This is a genomic window from Pseudomonas sp. S3(2024), from assembly GCF_036861315.1.
Lineage (GTDB): Bacteria > Pseudomonadota > Gammaproteobacteria > Pseudomonadales > Pseudomonadaceae > Aquipseudomonas > Aquipseudomonas putida_A.
Window position 1 is genome coordinate 633,180 of record NZ_JAZAQQ010000002.1, and the last position, 18,057, is coordinate 651,236.

The 18,057-nt window shown below is 62.2% G+C and carries 16 protein-coding genes; 10 read left to right on the top strand and 6 right to left on the bottom strand.

Annotated elements, in window-relative coordinates; genetic code table 11:
* Positions 1-241: 241 nt before the first annotated feature.
* Genes VLA07_RS07615 through VLA07_RS07625 form a run of 3 tightly spaced genes read right to left on the bottom strand, consistent with a single transcriptional unit; the run spans position 242 to position 5,200 of the window.
* A complete protein-coding gene (locus VLA07_RS07615) occupies positions 242-2,146 on the bottom strand; it encodes a response regulator (protein ID WP_096796787.1) in 1,905 nt (634 codons plus the stop codon).
* Positions 2,143-3,075 carry an ABC transporter substrate-binding protein gene (locus VLA07_RS07620; protein ID WP_103368740.1) on the bottom strand — a complete coding sequence of 311 codons (933 nt, stop codon included), beginning with the start codon at positions 3,073-3,075 and terminating at the stop codon, positions 2,143-2,145. Before VLA07_RS07620 ends, VLA07_RS07615 begins: the two co-directional genes overlap by 4 nt.
* A 1-nt stretch (position 3,076) precedes the next feature.
* Positions 3,077-5,200 carry a TonB-dependent receptor plug domain-containing protein gene (locus VLA07_RS07625; protein WP_333988962.1) on the bottom strand — a complete coding sequence of 708 codons (2,124 nt, stop codon included), beginning with the start codon at positions 5,198-5,200 and terminating at the stop codon, positions 3,077-3,079.
* A 196-nt stretch (positions 5,201-5,396) separates the two neighbouring features.
* Here VLA07_RS07625 and VLA07_RS07630 point away from each other — a divergent pair, with 196 nt between their 5' ends.
* The 9 genes from VLA07_RS07630 (at position 5,397) to VLA07_RS07670 (ending at position 13,377) form a co-directional block, all read left to right on the top strand.
* The gene (locus VLA07_RS07630; protein ID WP_027612311.1) at positions 5,397-6,422 is read left to right on the top strand and encodes an NAD(P)H-dependent glycerol-3-phosphate dehydrogenase; all 1,026 of its coding nucleotides are present in this window, start codon (positions 5,397-5,399) and stop codon (positions 6,420-6,422) included.
* A gap of 18 nt (positions 6,423-6,440) precedes the next feature.
* Entirely contained in the window at positions 6,441-6,788 is a 348-nt protein-coding gene (locus VLA07_RS07635) for a DUF4389 domain-containing protein (protein WP_007968953.1), read from the top strand.
* Positions 6,785-7,237: a phosphohistidine phosphatase SixA gene (sixA, locus tag VLA07_RS07640; RefSeq protein ID WP_135296348.1), complete on the top strand. Its 453-nt coding sequence runs from the start codon at positions 6,785-6,787 to the stop codon at positions 7,235-7,237. Before VLA07_RS07635 ends, sixA begins: the two co-directional genes overlap by 4 nt.
* A gap of 201 nt (positions 7,238-7,438) precedes the next feature.
* Entirely contained in the window at positions 7,439-9,094 is a 1,656-nt protein-coding gene (locus VLA07_RS07645; protein ID WP_333988963.1) for an AMP-binding protein, read from the top strand.
* Between the two features lie 31 nt (positions 9,095-9,125).
* Entirely contained in the window at positions 9,126-9,569 is a 444-nt protein-coding gene (locus tag VLA07_RS07650; RefSeq protein ID WP_027612314.1) for a hotdog fold thioesterase, read from the top strand.
* A 118-nt stretch (positions 9,570-9,687) separates the two neighbouring features.
* Positions 9,688-10,494, top strand: coding sequence for an alpha/beta fold hydrolase (locus tag VLA07_RS07655; RefSeq protein WP_027612315.1), 807 nt, complete (start codon positions 9,688-9,690; stop codon positions 10,492-10,494).
* The gene (locus tag VLA07_RS07660) at positions 10,491-11,345 is read left to right on the top strand and encodes an alpha/beta hydrolase (RefSeq protein ID WP_095137174.1); all 855 of its coding nucleotides are present in this window, start codon (positions 10,491-10,493) and stop codon (positions 11,343-11,345) included. Before VLA07_RS07655 ends, VLA07_RS07660 begins: the two co-directional genes overlap by 4 nt.
* Positions 11,346-11,460: 115 nt before the next feature.
* Positions 11,461-12,267, top strand: coding sequence for a DUF4892 domain-containing protein (locus VLA07_RS07665; protein WP_115989134.1), 807 nt, complete (start codon positions 11,461-11,463; stop codon positions 12,265-12,267).
* 69 nt (positions 12,268-12,336) lie between these two features.
* Positions 12,337-13,377, top strand: a complete 1,041-nt coding sequence (locus VLA07_RS07670) for an AI-2E family transporter (RefSeq protein WP_027612318.1) — start codon at positions 12,337-12,339, stop codon at positions 13,375-13,377.
* Positions 13,378-14,109: 732 nt separating this feature from the next.
* Here VLA07_RS07670 and xopAW read toward each other — a convergent pair.
* The 3 genes from xopAW to VLA07_RS07690 all read right to left on the bottom strand — a co-directional run bounded on the left by xopAW (position 14,110) and on the right by VLA07_RS07690 (position 16,997).
* The gene (gene xopAW / locus VLA07_RS07675; protein ID WP_333988964.1) at positions 14,110-14,964 is read right to left on the bottom strand and encodes a XopAW family type III secretion system calcium-binding effector; all 855 of its coding nucleotides are present in this window, start codon (positions 14,962-14,964) and stop codon (positions 14,110-14,112) included.
* Between the two features lie 234 nt (positions 14,965-15,198).
* Positions 15,199-16,248, bottom strand: a complete 1,050-nt coding sequence (locus VLA07_RS07685) for a sensor histidine kinase (RefSeq protein ID WP_027612320.1) — start codon at positions 16,246-16,248, stop codon at positions 15,199-15,201.
* Positions 16,248-16,997: a response regulator gene (locus tag VLA07_RS07690; protein ID WP_047600365.1), complete on the bottom strand. Its 750-nt coding sequence runs from the start codon at positions 16,995-16,997 to the stop codon at positions 16,248-16,250. The genes VLA07_RS07685 and VLA07_RS07690 overlap by 1 nt, the downstream gene beginning before the upstream one ends.
* Before the next feature lie 295 nt (positions 16,998-17,292).
* Between VLA07_RS07690 and pyrF the strand changes: the two genes are divergently transcribed.
* Entirely contained in the window at positions 17,293-17,991 is a 699-nt protein-coding gene (pyrF, locus tag VLA07_RS07695) for an orotidine-5'-phosphate decarboxylase (protein WP_047295723.1), read from the top strand.
* Positions 17,992-18,057: the final 66 nt, after the last annotated feature.

Consider the following 18,057-nt stretch of genomic DNA (forward strand, 5'->3'; position numbering starts at 1 on the left):
TCCTCAATAATCCCATGCGGCAGGTGGGGCAAATCTTCCCGGCCGATCGACGCGTTCATGCCTCGTACCGGCAGCCTACTCATAGACTATTGCGTTGTGGTGAAAGTCACAGCACCAAGGACATGAATGTACACTTGTGCACTGAAATTTTTATTCAAGCCTCTTTTGAGGCTCGTTCGGGTGCCTAAGACTGCCGCACTTTCGCTTTTCACGCCAGTCGCAGATGGTCGAAAAACCGTCACTACTGCACCCAGCGTTGCAGAATCTGTTGTAGGTCATTGCGTTTGAACGGCTTGGCCAGGTAATCGTTCATGCCCGCCGACAGACAGGTTTCGCGGTCGCCCTGCAAGGCGTTGGCGGTCAGCGCGATGATCGGTACCTCGCCGCGTCCGGGCAGTTGACGGATCTGCCGAGTCGCCTCGTAACCGTCGATGATCGGCAGGCGGCAGTCCATCAGAATCACTTCGAAATCATTGCCTTCGGCGCTGCGCACCGCTTGCGCGCCATCGGTGGCGACGCTGACAGTAAAGCCGAGGCTGCGCAGCATGGCTTCGATGACCGTCTGGTTGACCGGGTTGTCCTCCACCAGCAACACATTGCGCCCCTCACCATGCCCGTTGCCATTGGCCGCGCGCGGTGCAGCCAGTTGCGGCAACGTCTGCTTATATAAGGCCAGCGGGATTTCCAAGGTGAACACCGATCCCAGGCCTTCTTCACTTTGCGCGCGCAACGTCCCGCCCATGCGTTCGGCCAGGGTGCGGGCGATCGGCAAGCCGAGGCCAGTGCCGCCATAGCGTCGGGAAATCGAGCTGTCGGCCTGCTGAAAGGCGTTGAACATCAACTCCAGACTTTCCGAGGAGATGCCGATGCCGCTGTCGCGCACCGAACAGGTGAACCACAGCAACTCGTGATCCAGCGACTGCCACTGCGCCTCGATGCTGACCCGGCCACGCTCGGTGAACTTCAACGCGTTGCCCACCAGATTGACCAGAATCTGCCGGATCCGCGTCGGGTCGCCCTGCACCTGCAAGGCGCGCATGTCCTCGGGGATCCGCAGGTTCAGGTCCAGGCCACGCTGCACCGCGCTGTGCTGGAACGACTGGGCACACGCGCCGATCAGGTCGGCGAGGTTGAACGGAATGTGCTCAAGCTCCAGCTCCGAGCGTTCGATCCGCGAGAAGTCGAGAATGTCATTGATGACTTTCAACAGGTGTTCGGTGGACTCGGACGCGAGCGCCGCGTACTCGATCTGCTCCTCGGTCATGTCCGTGGTTTCCAGCAACTGCAACATGCCCAGCACGCCGTTCATGGGTGTGCGCAGTTCGTGGCTCATCATCGCCAGGAAATCGGATTTGGCATTGTTGGCTTTTTCCGCTTCCTCGCGGGTCTGGATCAGTTGCGCCATCGCCTGATGCTGTTCGCGGCTGGCCTGCTCCAGTGCCTGGGCGAGGTTGTTGATGTGCTGCGACAGCGCGCCCAACTCGGTGTCATCGACGATCGGCAGCGGAGTCTTGTAGTCGCCTTGCTGAATCGCCTTGACCGCGTTGCCGATATCGCGAATCGGCGCTGACAGACTGCCGGCCAGACGCCGCGCCAGAACAAAGGTGAAGAGCAGGGCAAACAACGCCAGAATCCCGGCCTTGAACAGAATTTCCTGTTGGCGCTGACTGAAGGCATCGTTGGACAGACCGACGATTACCCGGCCCAGGTAATCCTCGCTGGTCACGTTGTTGCTGGCTTTGGCGTCGTGGAAAAAATCGCTGTTGAGGGCGATTCGTTGCAGGCGCACCGGGGCCTGGAACACCTCGACCTGATGCGGGCGGTTGTGCGCATCGGCGGCTTGCTCAACGTAGGCCAGAATCCGGTTGGCGCTGTCCTGCACTTCCAGAAAGCGCACGTTCGGTGTGGCCAGGGTCGCTTTGAGCAGGCTTTCCAGCACTTCGTTGTTGCCGGAAATCACTCCGTACTCGGTGGCAGGCGCCAGTTGGTTGGCGATCAGTTGCCCGGTGTGATTGAGCTCCTGACGTAAATCCTGAATTCGCACGAAGGTAAAGAAACTGATCAGCAGCAGCGTGAGTAGCAGGGCCGGGCCGAGGCTGATCAATTGCGTGCGGGTGTTGATGTCCCAGCGGCGACGCAGATTCATGGGTGGCTTTCTCCTTCAGCCAACTGGCGGGCAACAGACGCTTCATCGATTGGCTCGATACCCAAGGAACGAGCGACCTGCACATTACTTGAGACCTTGAAGCGATCGGGGTAGAGCGTGCGCGGCCACGTCGCCGGCGGGCGATCGAGCAACTGGTCAAGGATCGCCAGCCAGTCGGGCTGATCGCTGTAAGTGCTGGCGAGGCTGCCGGCGCGCACGAACGCCGCGTTCGGCCCGACCAGCGCCACTTGCCGGGAGTAACTGCTGAGCAACAGGTTTTTCGCGGTTTTCGGGTTGTACAGATCGGGATCGTCGAGGCCCAGCAACACATCACTGTTTCTCAGCACGCTTTGCAACGGGCGACTGTCCTGGGTGTTGTCCCAACGCTGGCTGACGATTTGCAGATTCAGCGGCGCTGCGGCCTGGTGCAGCTCCTTGAGCAGGAATTCGCTGTGTTGGTCGAACAGCACGCCGACCCGGCGCGCCTGCGGCAGAATCCGCCGAATCAGTTGCAGTTGCCGCCCCAGCGGCGGGTCGCTCCACAGCAGACTCAAGTGCGGCGGTTGTGCGCCACCCAGGCGTTGCCGCGCTTGCAGTCGGCTGATGCGCAACACCAGCGTCGCCGGGCCCTGGGGCTCCTGCAGGCGCCAGTCGAGGCTGGGCAGGTCGAGCAGAATCATCCGCAGATTGCTCGGCAACTTGCCCGGCGCCGGCAGGCTGGCCAGCGGCTGGAACCGCACGTTGTCGGTGGGACGCAGCTCGCTCAGGGCCTGGACGAAGGCTTGCACCCCGGGGCTTTCTTCGGCGCCGGTCAACAGAATATCGGCGGCTTGCACCGCCACGCCGTGCAGCCACGCGGTCAAAAACAGACAGACACCCGCCAGCCAGTGGCCAAGGGTTGGCGTCTTGTTTGGCGTGGCGTAGCGCACCCTAGAACTCCAGCTCGGCGCTGAAGTACAGCACCCGGCGTTCGTCGTAATTGTTGTCGACGAAAGTGGTCGGTTCATTGTCGAGCCGCTGCTGCAGCACGCCGGCCAGTTGCAGTTGTGCCTTGCCCAGCGGGATGCGTTTGGCGATGCGCGTGTCGACGCGCTCGAAGCGGTAGCCGTTGAGCGCGTTGTCGCCGTAATAGAACAGCGCGCTGTTCCAGCCGTGGCCCCAATCACGCAGCCAGCCGGCAGAACCGCTGTTGCGCGAGGTGAATTGCTGATCCAGCGGATTGCTCGCTTCGGCGTCGACGAAAGCGTAAGTGAAGCGCAGGCGATCGATCATGCTCAGGCGCCAGTCGAGCTGGGTTTCGCTGCCGCGAAAGCGTGAGCTGTTGGCGTTGCTGGCGATGTACTGGTTGTTGCGCAGCGGCTCGCTGATCATCCCGGTGATTTCGTCGTAGAACAGCTTCACGTCCACAGCCAGCCCTAGCTCGGCGAAATAGCCGTTGTAGCCCAGTTCGCGCGAGCGCATGTGTTCCTGATCGAGATTGCCCGGGCCACGGGTTTTGACGAAGTAGCGCGCCGAAGACTGGCCATAGGCGGACGGTCGCAGGTTACTCACCTGATAGCTCCAGTTGACGTTGTTCTCGAACATGTCCGGCGAACGGATCGCCTCGGAGTACACCGCGCGCAGGCCATGGCGTGGGTTGATCAGGTAGTTGACGGCGAACCGGGGCGTCAGCGAACTGCCGATCAATTGGGTGTTTTCGAACATGGCGCCACCCTGCAACAGCCAGTGTTCACTGGCGCGCCACTCCAGTTGGCCGAACGCGCGCCAGGTGGTGTCGTCCAGCGTGCCGTTGAAGTAGGTCTCGGAGTCGGCCCGGTCGTAACGATAGTTCAGGCCACTGACCAGTCGCAGGTTGTCGGACAGGCTGAGGGTGTCCTGCAATTCGAGGTCGTAGCGTGATTCGCGGGCGCTTTGATCGATGTCGCCACACAAGGTCTGGCTGGCACCGTTGCGCCACTGATTCAGCACCTGATTGGCGAGGGCCATTTCCTGCGGCGTTCCGGCTTCCGGACCGGGGCCGGTGAAGCGGGTGATGTTGCGCGCCAGGCGTTCGGTGTAGTTCGGGTTGAGTTGCCACAGTTGGGTCAGTTGCGGGCTGAACGACACTTCGGCATCGCAGGCGCGCCACACTTGCTGGCGATCCCAGTGCTGGGCCGAACCTTGTATATAAAGGCTGTGTTCGGGATTGATGTCGAGATTCCAGCGCACCGAGCCGGCGTAATCCTTGGCGACCACGTCGGAATTGTTCCCGGCAGCGGTAATCCCCGAGAACACCGGGTGGTAGGTGTAGGGCCGCTGGTTGCTGCCGTCCTTCGCGTTGATCTGCCAGTCGAGGCTCTGGTTGTCGCTCAGGGTCTGGCTGACGGCGAGGCTGAAGCGGTTCAAGCGGCGGCTGTCACGGTAATCGGCGCCGGTGCGGTCGCTGTCGAAGCCATCGTCTTCCTGGCCGGACAACGACAGACGCAGGTCGCCGCCATTCCACCCCGTGCCCTGGCTGGCATAGAAATCGTTGATGCCGCGCTGGCCTCGGGTGACCTTCAGGCGCGTGCCGTGGCTGTCCGCCGGGTTGCGGGTGATGATGTTGACCACCGCCATCAGCGCGTTGGCGCCGTAGCTGACGGTGTTCGGCCCACGGAAAACCTCGATCCGCTCGATGTCTTCCATGGCCACCGGAATGTCACTCCAGTCCACCGTGGCCAGGCCTGCGCGGTACACCGAGCGGCCATCGATCAGCACCTGCATGCGCCGCGCTTCACTGGCATTGGTCCCGTGATAATTGACCGCCGCCTGATTGCCGCTGATGTTGCCGACCATCATCCCCGGCACCAGCCGCAGCAACTCGCTGATGTCCCGCGCGCCGCTGGCGTTGATCAGCTCACTGTCAAGCACGGTCATGCTCCCCGGCACTTCCGCCGGTGTCTGTTTCAGGCGCGTAGCCGTCAGCACCTGCGGCAGCGTTTCGCTGTCGACAAACAGGTCGTCCGCCTGCAACACCGGGCTGAACAGCAGCGCCAGCAGCAGTGACGAACGCGAGGGGGGAGAGCCAAAAGACACGGCACGGCCTTGATCGCAAAGAATTGGCGCGCATGTTAACCGAGGACAGTGACTTTTCCAGTCACGATGCGGGCATTTTCCTCGGCTTTATTGGTCTTCTTCCTACAAGTGTCGGTAATTGACGCAGGGGCTGGCCGCGCTCCGGCCGCCCCGTATAATGCCGGCATCGCCACTGGTATGGATTAACGGATTGCATATGACTGAACAGCGCCCGATTGCGGTCCTGGGAGGCGGAAGTTTTGGTACCGCCGTGGCCAATCTATTGGCCGAGAACGGCCATCAAGTCCGGCAGTGGATGCGTGACCCCGAGCAGGCCGAGGCCATCCGGGTCAACCGCGAGAATCCGCGTTACCTCAAAGGCATCAAGATTCTGCCGGGAGTGACTGCGGTCACTGACCTGCAGGCCACCCTCGATGCCTGCGAGCTGTGCTTCGTCGCGCTGCCCTCGAGCGCATTGCGCACGGTGCTGGCCGCCCACGCCGAGCGCCTGAGCGGCAAGATGCTGGTCAGCCTGACCAAGGGCATCGAAGCGCACACCTTCAAACTGATGAGCCAGATTCTCGAAGAGATCGCCCCGCAGGCGCGCATCGGTGTGCTGTCCGGGCCGAACCTGGCGCGGGAGATCGCTGAACACGCGCTGACCGCCACCGTGGTCGCCAGCGAAGACGAAGAACTCTGCAAAGCGGTACAGGCTGCGTTGCATGGTCGCACCTTCCGCGTTTACGCCAGTGCTGACCGTTTCGGTGTCGAGCTGGGTGGGGCGTTGAAAAACGTTTACGCGATCATCGCCGGCATGGCGGTGGCGCTGGAGATGGGCGAGAACACCAAGAGCATGCTGATCACTCGCGCCCTGGCCGAGATGACCCGGTTCGCGGTGAACCAGGGTGCCAACCCGATGACCTTCCTCGGTCTGGCCGGGGTCGGTGATCTGATCGTCACCTGCTCGTCGCCGAAGAGCCGCAACTACCAGGTCGGGTTTGCCCTCGGTCAGGGCTTGAGCCTTGATGAAGCGGTGTCGCGTCTGGGCGAAGTCGCCGAAGGCGTGAACACCCTGAAGGTGCTCAAGGCCAAGTCCCAGGAGGTTGGCGTGTACATGCCGCTGGTCGCCGGGCTGCATGCGATTCTGTTTGAAGGACGCACGCTGGAGCAGGTGATCGGTCTACTGATGCGTGCCGAACCGAAAACCGACGTCGACTTTATTTCCACCAGCGGTTTCAACTGATTCAACAGGAAGCGAGCCATGAACGATCCGAAAACCGAAGCCAAGTACGAATCCATTCTCCTGCGGGTGCTGTGGATGATCGTCTACGTGCTGGTCTGGCAAGTGGCGCAGTTCATCCTCGGCGCCGTGGTGCTGGTGCAACTGATCTATCGTTTGATTTACGGCGCGCCGAGCGCCAGCCTGATGAATTTCGGCGATAGCCTGAGCCAGTTCCTCGCGCAGATCGGCCGCTTCGGCAGCTTTCACAGCGACCAGAAACCCTGGCCGTTTGCCGACTGGCCAACCCCGCGTGCCCCGGAAGGCGAAGCACCGCACGCCGTGCCGCCAGCGCCGCATCCGGCCCGCGATGAGGAACCCAAGCTATGAAACTCTGGGTGTTGCGTCACGGCGAGGCGGTGCCTTACGGCTCGTGCCCCGATTCCGAGCGGGCGTTGACCGAGCAGGGTCGCAAAGAGGCCTTGAACAGTGCAGCCCGATTGATCGGTCAGCCACTGACGGCGATCTATGCCAGCCCTTATCTGCGTGCGCAACAGACCGCGCAGATTGTCCGCGAGGCGCTGGGCTTCGAGCCGGAGATTCGTACCGTCGAATGGCTGACCCCGGAGACCGATCCGGACAAGGTCACCGATCAACTGGTGTCGGTGAGCAATGTGCTGCTGGTCAGCCATAACCCGTTGGTGGGCAATCTGTTGAGTTATCTGCAGCACGGCGCCGGGTATCCGCCGGAGAAGGTCGGCACCGCTGGCCTTGCCGAGCTGGAAAGCCCTGAATTGCTGATTGGCTCGATGACCCTCAACAGCCTCAAGCACCCCTGACGCTGATCCTTGTGGGAGCGGGCTTGCTCGCGAATGCGCTGTGTCAGTCACTGTAAATGTCACTGATAGACCGCATTCGCGAGCAAGCCCGCTCCCACAGTGCCCTCATTTTCAGTTGAAATTATTTGTTTGAATTTTCCAACCAAGCACTTGCTTGGTTGACTACGCTTGCTCCAGACCCAAAAAACAGGAGCGAGTCGCATGTCTGCCGCCTTCCGTTTGCCGCTGGACGTGTTCTATGAGCGAGAGGCCCGGCACCCGCGCCAGCGTTTTCTGGTGCAGCCCATCGGCGGCGGGCAGGTCGAGACCCTGACCTGGGCCGATGTCGGTCATCAGGCCCGTTGCGCCGCGCACTGGCTGCGCGCGCGGGAATTACCGCAGGGCAGCCATATCGCGCTGATCTCGAAAAACTGCGCGCACTGGATCATTGCCGATCTGGCGATCTGGATGGCCGGGCACGTCTCGGTGCCGCTGTATCCCAACCTCACCGCCGACTCGGTGAATCAGGTGCTGACGCATTCGCAAAGTGTGCTGGCGTTCATTGGCAAACTCGATGACTGGCCGGGCATGTCCGTCGGTGTGCCGGCGGATTTGCCGACCATCAGCCTGCCGCTGCACCCGCCCGGCGAGTTCGATTTCAGTTGGGATGACCTGCAAAAAAGCTCGCCGATCCAGGACGATCCGCGTCCTGCGGCGGAGCAACTGGCAACCATCATCTACACCTCCGGCACCACCGGGTTGCCCAAAGGCGTGATGCACAGTTTTGCCAATCTGGGGTTCGCCACGACTCGCGGCACGCAACTGTTCGGGCTTGACGAGCAAGACCGGTTGCTGTCGTACCTGCCGCTGTGCCATGTCGCCGAACGCATGTTCGTTGAGCTGGCCTCGATCTACACCGGGCAAACGGTGTTCTTTGCGGAAAGCCTCGACACTTTCATCACCGATCTGCGCCGGGCGCGGCCCACGGCGATGTTTGGCGTGCCGCGCATCTGGACCAAATTCCAGATGGGCGTGTACGGCAAGATTCCGGCCAAGCGTCTGGATTTCCTGCTCGGCCTGCCATTCATTGGCAAGCGGGTCGGGCACAAGGTGCTGGCCGGGCTGGGGCTTGATGCCTTGCGCGTCGCCCTGTCTGGCGCGGCGCCGGTACCACAGACCTTGCTCAGTTGGTATCAGAAACTCGGCCTCGATGTGCTGGAGGTCTATGGCATGACCGAGAGTTGCGGCTACTCGCACATCTGCCTGCCGGGCCAATACAAACAGGGCTGGATCGGCAAACCGTGCCCGGAGGTCGAGGTGCGGATCGACGAGTCCGGCGAGGTGCAGGTGCGCAGTCAGGCGAACATGCTCGGCTATTTCAAGGAGCCGCAGAAAACCGCCGAGACCCTCACCGAGGACGGCTTCCTGCGTACCGGCGACAAGGGCGAGCAGGATGCCGAGGGGCGCTTGCGCCTGACCGGCCGGCTCAAGGAGATCTTCAAGACCAGCAAAGGCAAATATGTGGCCCCGGCGCCGATTGAAAACCGGCTGGCAGTGCACTCACGGATCGAACAGGTCTGTGTGGTCGGCGATGGCCTGAGTGCGCCGCTGGGCTTGTGCGTGCTCTCGACGGTCAATCAGGAGGAGGGGCGGGCCAGCCTGCATTCGAGCCTGGAAAAACTGCTCGAAGAGGTCAACGCCGTGCTCGACAAGCACGAGCGCCTGCGGCGGCTGGTGGTGGTGAAGGACAGTTGGGCGGTGGAAAACGGTTTTCTCACCCCGACCTTGAAGATCAAACGCAATGTCATCGAAGACACCTATGGCGCGCGGTTTGAAGAATGGAGCGCGCGCAACGAGGCGGTGCTGTGGCAGGATTGAGTGACCACCAAAACAACAAAGGAAGCCTGCGATGAGCTTGTGGCGCACCACTCCGAACATCGAGCAGTTGAACGCAATCCAGAAAAACACCATCGGCGAAGTGCTGGATATCCGTTTCGAGTCCTTCGACGAGGAATCGCTGACGGCGAGCATGGTCATCGACCACCGCACCCACCAGCCTTACGGTCTGCTGCACGGCGGCGCCTCGGTGGTGCTGGCGGAAACCGTCGGTTCGATGGCCAGTTATCTGTGCATCGATGCCAGCAAGTTCTACTGCGTGGGGCTGGAGATCAATGCCAACCATTTGCGCGGTTTGCGCAGCGGGCGGGTGACCGCGGTGGCCAAACCGATTCACATCGGTCGCACCACGCATGTCTGGGACATCCGCCTGACCAGCGATGAAGGCAAGGCCAGTTGTGTGTCGCGTTTGACCATGGCGGTGGTGCCATTGGGCGAGCAGCCGCCGGCGCGTTGAGGTCAGATGCGCCATCGCCATGACCGGACTGTCATCATTCCTGGCAGTTACGGTCATTGCTCAGGGCCGCGCTCTTGCGGACAATCAGCGGCATGTTTCCGCTCATGGATAAACCTGCATGTCGCAACCGATCTTTTTCGCCCACGCCAACGGGTTTCCCTCGGGCACCTATGGCAAGTTGTTCGCGGCGCTGGCGCCCGAGTATCGGGTCGCGCATCTGGAACAGCATGCCCATGACCCACGGTTTCCGGCGGACGATAACTGGTACAACCTGGTCGACGAACTGATCCACCATCTGCAGCAGCAGGATCAGCCGGTGTGGGGCGTCGGCCATTCGTTTGGCGGTGTGTTGCACCTGCACGCGGCGTTGCGTTGCCCTGAGCTGTATCGCGGCGTGGTCATGCTCGACTCGCCGGTGCTGACCCGCACAGACCAGTGGGTGATCCGCGCGGCCAAGCGCTTCGGCTTCATCGACAAACTGACCCCGGCCGGACGTACGTTGGGGCGGCGCGAAGAGTTCGCCGATCTCGACACGGCGCGCAGCTATTTTGCCGGCAAGACCCTGTTTCGCGGTTTCGATCCGGAATGCTTCGATGCCTACCTGCAGCACGGGCTGCATACGGTTGGCGACAAGTTGCGTCTGCGCTTTGATCCGGCCACTGAAATCAGCATCTATCGCGGCGTGCCGCACACCAGTCCCGGTCGCACTCGTCAGCTGAAAGTGCCGCTGGCGGTGGTGCGTGGGCACAAGAGTCGGGTGGTCATGCGTCATCACAGCCGATTCGTCGGGCGCCTGCCGCAGGGTGAAGCACTGAGCATGCCGGGCGGGCACATGTTTCCGCTGGAACGTCCGCAAGACACGGCGCGCCTGCTCAAAGAGCTGTTTACGCGCTGGGAGCGCCGCCAACAGAAGGACTGCGCATGAGCCCGACCTTTGAAGAAGTGCGCTTGAGCCTGCCGCATATCGAACTGGCGGCGCACTTGTTCGGCCCCGAGGACGGTCTGCCGGTGATTGCCCTACATGGCTGGCTCGACAACGCCAACAGCTTTGCACGCCTGGCGCCCAAGCTCAAAGGTTTGCGCATCATCGCGCTGGACATGGCCGGGCATGGGCATTCCGGGCATCGACCCAACGGCGCCGGTTATGCGTTGTGGGACTATGCGCACGACGTGTTGCAGGTCGCCGAGCAATTGGGCTGGAAGCGCTTCGGCCTGCTCGGGCATTCGATGGGCGCGATCGTTTCGCTGGTGCTGGCCGGTTCGTTGCCGGAGCGCGTCAGCCACCTGGCGTTGATCGACGGGGTGATTCCTCCTACGGACAAAGGCGAAAATGCTGCCGAGCGCATGGGCATGGCCCTGCAGGCGCAACTGGATCTGCGCGAAAAGCGCAAGCCGGTCTACAACACCCTCGACCGCGCTATCGAAGCACGGATGAAGGGCTTGGTGGCGGTCAGTCGCGAAGCCGCCGAACTGCTGGCGCAACGCGGCCTGATGCCGGTGCCCGGCGGTTATACCTGGCGCACCGACAATCGCCTGACCCTGCCGTCACCGCTGCGCCTGACTCAAGAGCAGGCGATGGCTTTCGTCCAGCGCATCACCTGCCCGGCGCAACTGGTGGTGGCCGCCGACGGCATGCTGGCCAAACATCCGGAGTTGCTGGAGCGTCTACCCTTTAGCCAGGAACAGCTGGCGGGCGGGCATCATTTGCACCTGAACGATGAGTCCGGTGCCGACCTTGTCGCAGACTGTTTCAATCGCTTCTTCGCCATTCCTTGACTTGCACCGGGCAACTGTCGAGGCTGGGCGGGTTGAAATGGGAGACAAACTCGATGGATTTCTATACCGCTGCGCCCCCGACCCGCCAAGCCATGCCGATCCGATGAGCCTGACTATGCGGTCACTCAGTCTGTTGGCGCTGTGCTGGTTCAGTTCCGTTTCGTTCGCCGCCGACGTGCCCGGCAGCCAGGATTTGCAGATCGTGCCGCGTCTGGCCGATGCGCAGATCGTCGACTATCGCCCTCCTGTGGAGCTTGAGCGGATCTATCCGCTGGGCTCGATCCGCAAGATCAGCGGCCAGTTGCGCTTTGACGGCCAGGTCACGGCGCGCGGCCAGACCACTTCGGTCACCTACGAGTTGCCGCCTGAGCATTCCGCCACCGAAGCCTTCACCGCCGCCCGCGAAGCCCTGCAAAAGCAGGACGCCGAGTTGCTGTTCTGGTGCCAGGCCCGCGATTGTGGCGAAAGCAGCCTGTGGGCCAATGAAGTGTTCGGTAACGCCAAGCTGTACGGCGCCGACGAGCAACAGGCCTATCTGCTGTTGCGTCTGGCCGCACCGAAGGACAACACCTTGGTGGCGCTCTACAGCATCACCCGCGGCAATCGCAAAGCCTATCTGCATGTCGAACAGTTCGAAGCGGGCGCACCGTTGGGCGAGCTGCTGCCGACCTCGGCCACGCTGTTGCGACAGCTCAAAAGTACCGGTGAACTGGACTTTCCCAAGCTGACCGGCGATCCGGATGACACCTGGTTACGACTGATTTCCCGTGGCTTGAACCTCGACACCACCCAACGCGTGACGATTGCCGGACCCAAGGCCGAGGCCTGGCGTCAGGCGCTGATCGGTCAGGGGGTGCGGGCGGCACGGATGGAGGCGGGGAGCGCCGACGGCTCTGGCCTGCGCATCGATCTGTTGCGGTAAGCTGCATCGGGCGTGCACGCGCGGCGTGTTCGCCTACTCTTTGACCGACTGACTTCTTCGAGACTGTACATGCTCAATAACGATCGGCTGTTGGTGCAAATCCTCCTGCTGGTGCTGTTCGGTGCCAGCCTGTGGGTGATGGCGCCGTTCTGGTCGGCGCTGTTCTGGGGCGCGGTGCTGGCGTTCGCCAGTTGGCCGCTGATGCGTCTGCTGACCCGCTGGCTCAATGGCCGCGAATCACTTGCCGCGGCCATTTTGACCCTGGGCTGGATGTTGCTGGTGGCGGCGCCACTGGTGTGGCTGGGGTTCAACCTGGCGGATCATGTGCGCGACGCCACGGCGTTCATCAAGGATGTGCAGGTCGATGGTCTGCCGGAGGCGCCGGTCTGGCTCGGCAGCGTACCGTTGGTGGGCGAGCGGCTGGTGGGGATCTGGAACAGCATTGATCAGCAGGGCGCAGCGCTGATGGTGTCGATCAAACCGTATCTGGGGCAGGTCGGTAACTGGTTGCTGGCGCGCAGTGCGCAGATCGGCGGCGGGATTCTCGAGCTGACCCTGAGCATTGTCTTTGTGTTCTTTTTCTATCGCGACGGGCCGCGCTTGGCGGCGTTTGTGCACGGTCTGCTGCAGCGCCTGATCGGCGAGCGAGCCGGGTATTACATCGAGCTGGTGGCCGGCACCGTACAGCGGGTGGTCAACGGGGTGATCGGTACGGCGGCGGCGCAGGCGGTTCTGGCGTTGGTCGGGTTCCTGATTGCCGGGGTTCCGGGGGCGCTGGTGCTGGGGATCGTGACCTTTCTGTTGAGTCTGATTCCGATGGGGCCACCGTTGGTGTGGATTCCGGCCACGGCCTGGCTGGCGTGGAAGGGCGAGTACGGGATGGCGGTGTTTCTCGGGATCTGGGGGACGTTCATCATCAGTGGCGTGGATAACGTGTTGAAGCCTTATCTGATCAGCCGCGGGGGGAATCTGCCGTTGGTGATTGTGTTGCTTGGGGTGTTTGGCGGGTTGATTGCGTTTGGGTTTATCGGGTTGTTTATCGGGCCTACGTTGTTGGCGGTGGCTTATAGTTTGTTGACGGATTGGAGCAAGAGTCAGGCTCGGGTTTAGGTTGGACTTGGCGGCCTTAGGGCCGACCAGGTTCCTGGGGGGTTGGGTGAATATCCGTTGCTTCGGGTGCTGCCGCTGACGGTTTCGCTCTTACAGCGACTCCCTTTGGCAAACGCCCCAAAGGAAGCAAAGGTCTTGGCCCCAACGTACGGCCCTCGCCGTGGCTCGGGTTCCTTCGCTGCGGGATTCATCCGGGGGCATCGCCTCCGGTTTGCTTCGCTGCACCTCCTCTCGATGTGTTTGGCTGCGCCAAACGGTCGCTGCGCTCCCACCCCCGGATAAATCCCTCCACTCAGCCTGCCGACGGGGCCGGCACGGCAAGATCAAGAGCTTTCGGCGAGCTGACACTCGGCCATTGAGTGGGGCGGCTTCGCCGCGTACGGTGCATACAGTTCAAAATTGTGGGAGCCAGCCTGCTGGCGATGGAGGCCTTACAGCCGACCAATTTCCAACTGAATGCCTTGAATCCCTGTGGGAGCTGGCTTGCCAGCGATGGCGGCCTTATAGCCGACCAATTTCCAACTGAATAAACCCCATTCCCACTGTGGGAGCGGGCTTGCTCGCGAAGGCGGCCTTATAGCCAACCAATCTCCAACTGAATGCACTCCATCCAACTGTAGGAGCCAGCCTGCTGGCGATGAGGCCTTCTCAACCAACCACTCTCTTCCCGCTGTACCCAAATGACCGTTCCCACACCACTGCATGGAAACGATCACCCATCACGACATAAGGTCAGGTCGCCACATTCAGGTACTTGCCCACCGACGCAGCATTGTCCAGCGAGTACTGTTTGCTCAAGTTGGCAATCATCCGGTTCAGCGCTTCGCTGGTGGTCTGGGTACTGGTGGTCTGTTCTTCGGGCGGGCGTTCCCGACCTGCCTGTAGCGCCGCTTTCAGTTCGTCGCTGCTCACGCCGCCACTGCTGTCGCTGTCCAGTACCTTGAGCAATGCAGCGCTGGTATCAGTGCTAATCGGCGAGGCGCTGTCGCTGCTTTGCAACGCGCTGCTCAGTTCGGTCTCGCTGATGCTGCCGTCGCCATCGGCATCCAGTTGGCTGAACAGTTCGTTGCTGGAGGCTTGTTGCGGCGGCGGTGGCGGTGGTGGGGTGAGGCTGGCGGTGAGTTCGTCCTGGCTGACGGTGCCGTCCTTGTTCTTGTCCAGGGCCGAGAAGATTTGGTTGCTGTCGGCGCTGCTGCCGGCGCTGGTCAGGCCGCTGCTCAGTTCGTCGCTGCTGATGGAGCCATCACCATCGGCGTCGAGGGCGCTGATCAGGGCGTCGGCCAGATCGGTGTTGGGGGCTTGATCCTGCGGTGGCGGTGGGGGCGCCATTGCGGTCATTTCTTCGGCGCTGAGGCTGCCGCTGGCGTCGCTGTCCAGATCACCGAATTGTTTGCGCAGGTTGACCAGCAGGCCATCGTCGGACTTCTGCGACAGCGCACTTTTCAGTTCGTCCTGGTCCACCGCGCCGTCGCCGTTGCTGTCGAGTTTGGCGAACAGCTGCTTTTGCAGTTGTTGGCTGCGGGCGTTCTGGGTGGAGGTGCTGCTGTTGCTGGTATAGCTCGTGTAATTGCTGACGCTACCGATCATGGGCTCACTCCTTGGACTGTAAAACCGGTGGGTGTACCGGCTTGTGCAGACTCAAGGGGCAAGATGTCCTGGGTGTTTTGGCTTTGTACCGGTGGGTATACACGATGGAGTGAACACCACTGAAACCTGTGGGAGCGGGCTTGCTCGCGAAGGCGGCCGATCATTCAACACAGAAGTCGACTGACACACCGCTTTCGCGAGCAAGCCCGCTCCCACGGGGGATAGGTGTGTTTCTCAAGTGCGCGGCAGGCGGATGATTGCGGTCAGGCCGCCCCCCGGGGTTTCTTCCAGATTCAATTGTCCACCCAAACGCTGCGCTGCCTCGCGGGCGATGGTCATGCCCAGGCCGACGCCGCCGGAGTTGCGGTTGCGCGAGCCTTCCAGGCGAAAGAACGGTTCGAACACCGCCTCGCGCTTGTCTTCGGCAATCCCCGGGCCGTGGTCGATCACGCGGATCAGCAATTGCTCGCGTTGATCCTGCAATTCGATGCGCGCCTGCCCCGCATAGCGCAGGGCGTTGTCCATCAGGTTGTTGATGCACGAGCGCAGCGCCATCGGCTGCACTTGCAGCGGTGCGCAATGGCCGCTGACGTCAACGTCGGCGCCCTGATCCTGAGCGTTTTCGCACAGCGATTCGACCAGCGCCTGCACGTCCATCAACTGCAGCGCTTCGCTGGTGCGCTGTTCGTGCAGGTAGGTGAGAGTGGCGTCGAGCATGCCGATCATGTCGTTAAGGTCCTGGCGCATCTGACCTTGCAGTTTTTCGTCGTCGATCTGTTCCAGGCGCAGCTTCAACCGCGACAGCGGAGTGCGCAGGTCGTGGGAGACGGCGCCGAGCATGCGTGCTCGCTGCTGCACCTGTTCACGAATGCGTTGTTGCATCAGGTTGAAAGTGTGCGCCGCCTGTCGTGCCTCACGCGGGCCGGACTCGTCCAGCGGCGGGCTGTCGAGGTTTTCGCTGAGGCGTTCGGCGGCATCGCTCAGGCGCTGGATCGGCCGGCTGAGCAGTTTGGCGCCGTACCACGCAGCGATCATCAGCGAGATGAACTGGAAGGTCAGCGGCACCAGCGGCCCGCCGAACCACGGACGCGGCGGGCGATGGGCGAACCGTGGATCCGGCGGTGGCCGTTGGCCGTCGACGCCCTCGGCAAACTCCGGCGGGGGCGGCGGTGGGGGTGGCCCATAGTGATGAAACCAGGCAAAGGCCAGCAAGTGCGCCAGGACGATCGCCACGAACAGCATGCCAAACAGACGGCCGAACAGCGTGTCGAAGCGCGCTCGCATTAGCCGATGTCTCGCGCGTCGAACAGGTAACCTTCACCGCGCACGGTTTTGATCAACTGCGGGGCTTTCGGGTCGTCGCCGAGTTTTTGCCGCAGGCGCGACACCAGCAAATCGATGCTGCGGTCGAACGCTTCGATCGACCGGCCACGGGCGGCATCCAGCAGTTGTTCGCGGCTGAGTACCCGGCGCGGGCGTTCGATGAAGACCCAGAGCAAGCGGAATTCGGCGTTGGACAGCGGCACCACGAGGCCATCGTCGGCGATCAGCTGGCGCAACACACTGTTCAGGCGCCAGTTGTCGAAGCGGATGTTGGCGCGCTGTTCGGTGCGGTCATCGCGCACACGGCGCAGGATGGTCTGGATCCGCGCCACCAGTTCCCGGGGTTCGAACGGTTTGGCCATGTAGTCATCGGCACCCAGTTCCAGACCGATGATGCGGTCGGTGGGTTCGCAGCGGGCGGTGAGCATCAGGATCGGGATGTCCGATTCGGCGCGCAGCCAGCGGCACAGCGACAGGCCGTCTTCACCGGGCAGCATCAGGTCGAGCACCACCACGTCGAAATGCTCGGCCTGCATCGCCTGACGCATGGCTGCGCCGTCGGTGACGCCGCTGGCGTGGATGTTGAAGCGCGCGAGGTAGTCGATCATCAGCTCGCGGATCGGCACATCGTCATCGACGATCAGCGCACGGATGCTCCAGCGCTTGTCGTCTTTATGCTCATCAGTCACGGTGGTCTGGGTGTTGTGCATGGGGCTGTTCATCTGCCAGTAGGCCGCCAACCACAAAGATGGGCTGCGAGGTGGTGGTTTCAGCATAGGCGTCCTGCCGTGAGGCGGGAAGTGCTGATGTAAGGACGTGTTGCGGCTGGCGAGGCTAGCGCGCACGCTTGTTGGCGGCGTGTCGGTTGTGTATCGGGTTCGACACAATAGCCGCGAGCGCTATGCTGATCACGTTTGCGGCGACGATTTACCGATCATCGGGTGCCGCGCTGGCGCCGCTTCCGCTACAATGCGCGCCGATTTCGACTTGCCTGAGAGCCCATCCATGTCCGCCTGCCAGACTCCTATCATCGTCGCCCTGGATTTCCCCACCCGTGACGCCGCACTGAAGCTGGCCGACCAGTTGGACCCGAAACTGTGCCGGGTCAAAGTGGGCAAGGAACTGTTCACCAGTTGCGCCGCGGAAATCGTCGGCACCCTGCGTGACAAAGGCTTCGAGGTGTTCCTCGACCTGAAATTCCACGACATTCCCAACACCACCGCGATGGCCGTGAAAGCCGCTGCCGAGATGGGCGTGTGGATGGTCAATGTGCATTGCTCCGGTGGCCTGCGCATGATGGCGGCCTGCCGTGAAGAGCTTTCCAAGCGCAGCGGCCCGCAGCCGTTGCTGATCGGTGTGACCGTGCTGACCAGCATGGAGCGCGAGGATCTGGCCGGTATCGGTCTGGACATCGAGCCGCAGGAGCAGGTGCTGCGTCTGGCTGCGCTGGCCGAGAAGGCCGGGATGGACGGTCTGGTGTGCTCGGCGCTGGAAGCCACCGCACTGAAGTCGGCGCACCCGTCGCTGCAACTGGTGACCCCGGGGATTCGTCCGGCGGGCAGTGCGCAAGATGACCAGCGCCGTATCCTGACCCCGCGTCAGGCGCTGGATGCCGGTTCCGATTATCTGGTGATCGGCCGTCCGATCAGCCAGGCGGCGGATCCGGCCAAGGCACTGGCGTCGGTCGTGGCCGAACTGGCCTGATCAAACACGCAAGATCCAATAATGTGGGAGCGGGCTTGCTCGCGAATGCGGTGGTTCAGTCGAAAT

Bases quoted from the DNA above. Each gene is read 5' to 3' on its own strand.
- pyrF (WP_047295723.1), top strand. From the start codon at position 17,293: ATGTCCGCCTGCCAGACTCCTATCATCGTCGCCCTGGATTTCCCCACC.
- VLA07_RS07645 (WP_333988963.1), top strand. From the start codon at position 7,439: ATGTCTGCCGCCTTCCGTTTGCCGCTGGACGTGTTCTATGAGCGAGAG.
- VLA07_RS07615 (WP_096796787.1), bottom strand. From the start codon at position 2,146: ATGAATCTGCGTCGCCGCTGGGACATCAACACCCGCACGCAATTGATC.
- sixA (WP_135296348.1), top strand. From the start codon at position 6,785: ATGAAACTCTGGGTGTTGCGTCACGGCGAGGCGGTGCCTTACGGCTCG.
- VLA07_RS07665 (WP_115989134.1), top strand. From the start codon at position 11,461: ATGCGGTCACTCAGTCTGTTGGCGCTGTGCTGGTTCAGTTCCGTTTCG.
- VLA07_RS07635 (WP_007968953.1), top strand. From the start codon at position 6,441: ATGAACGATCCGAAAACCGAAGCCAAGTACGAATCCATTCTCCTGCGG.
- VLA07_RS07660 (WP_095137174.1), top strand. From the start codon at position 10,491: ATGAGCCCGACCTTTGAAGAAGTGCGCTTGAGCCTGCCGCATATCGAA.
- VLA07_RS07690 (WP_047600365.1), bottom strand. From the start codon at position 16,997: ATGCACAACACCCAGACCACCGTGACTGATGAGCATAAAGACGACAAG.
- xopAW (WP_333988964.1), bottom strand. From the start codon at position 14,964: ATGATCGGTAGCGTCAGCAATTACACGAGCTATACCAGCAACAGCAGC.
- VLA07_RS07650 (WP_027612314.1), top strand. From the start codon at position 9,126: ATGAGCTTGTGGCGCACCACTCCGAACATCGAGCAGTTGAACGCAATC.
- VLA07_RS07655 (WP_027612315.1), top strand. From the start codon at position 9,688: ATGTCGCAACCGATCTTTTTCGCCCACGCCAACGGGTTTCCCTCGGGC.
- VLA07_RS07630 (WP_027612311.1), top strand. From the start codon at position 5,397: ATGACTGAACAGCGCCCGATTGCGGTCCTGGGAGGCGGAAGTTTTGGT.
- VLA07_RS07670 (WP_027612318.1), top strand. From the start codon at position 12,337: ATGCTCAATAACGATCGGCTGTTGGTGCAAATCCTCCTGCTGGTGCTG.
- VLA07_RS07685 (WP_027612320.1), bottom strand. From the start codon at position 16,248: ATGCGAGCGCGCTTCGACACGCTGTTCGGCCGTCTGTTTGGCATGCTG.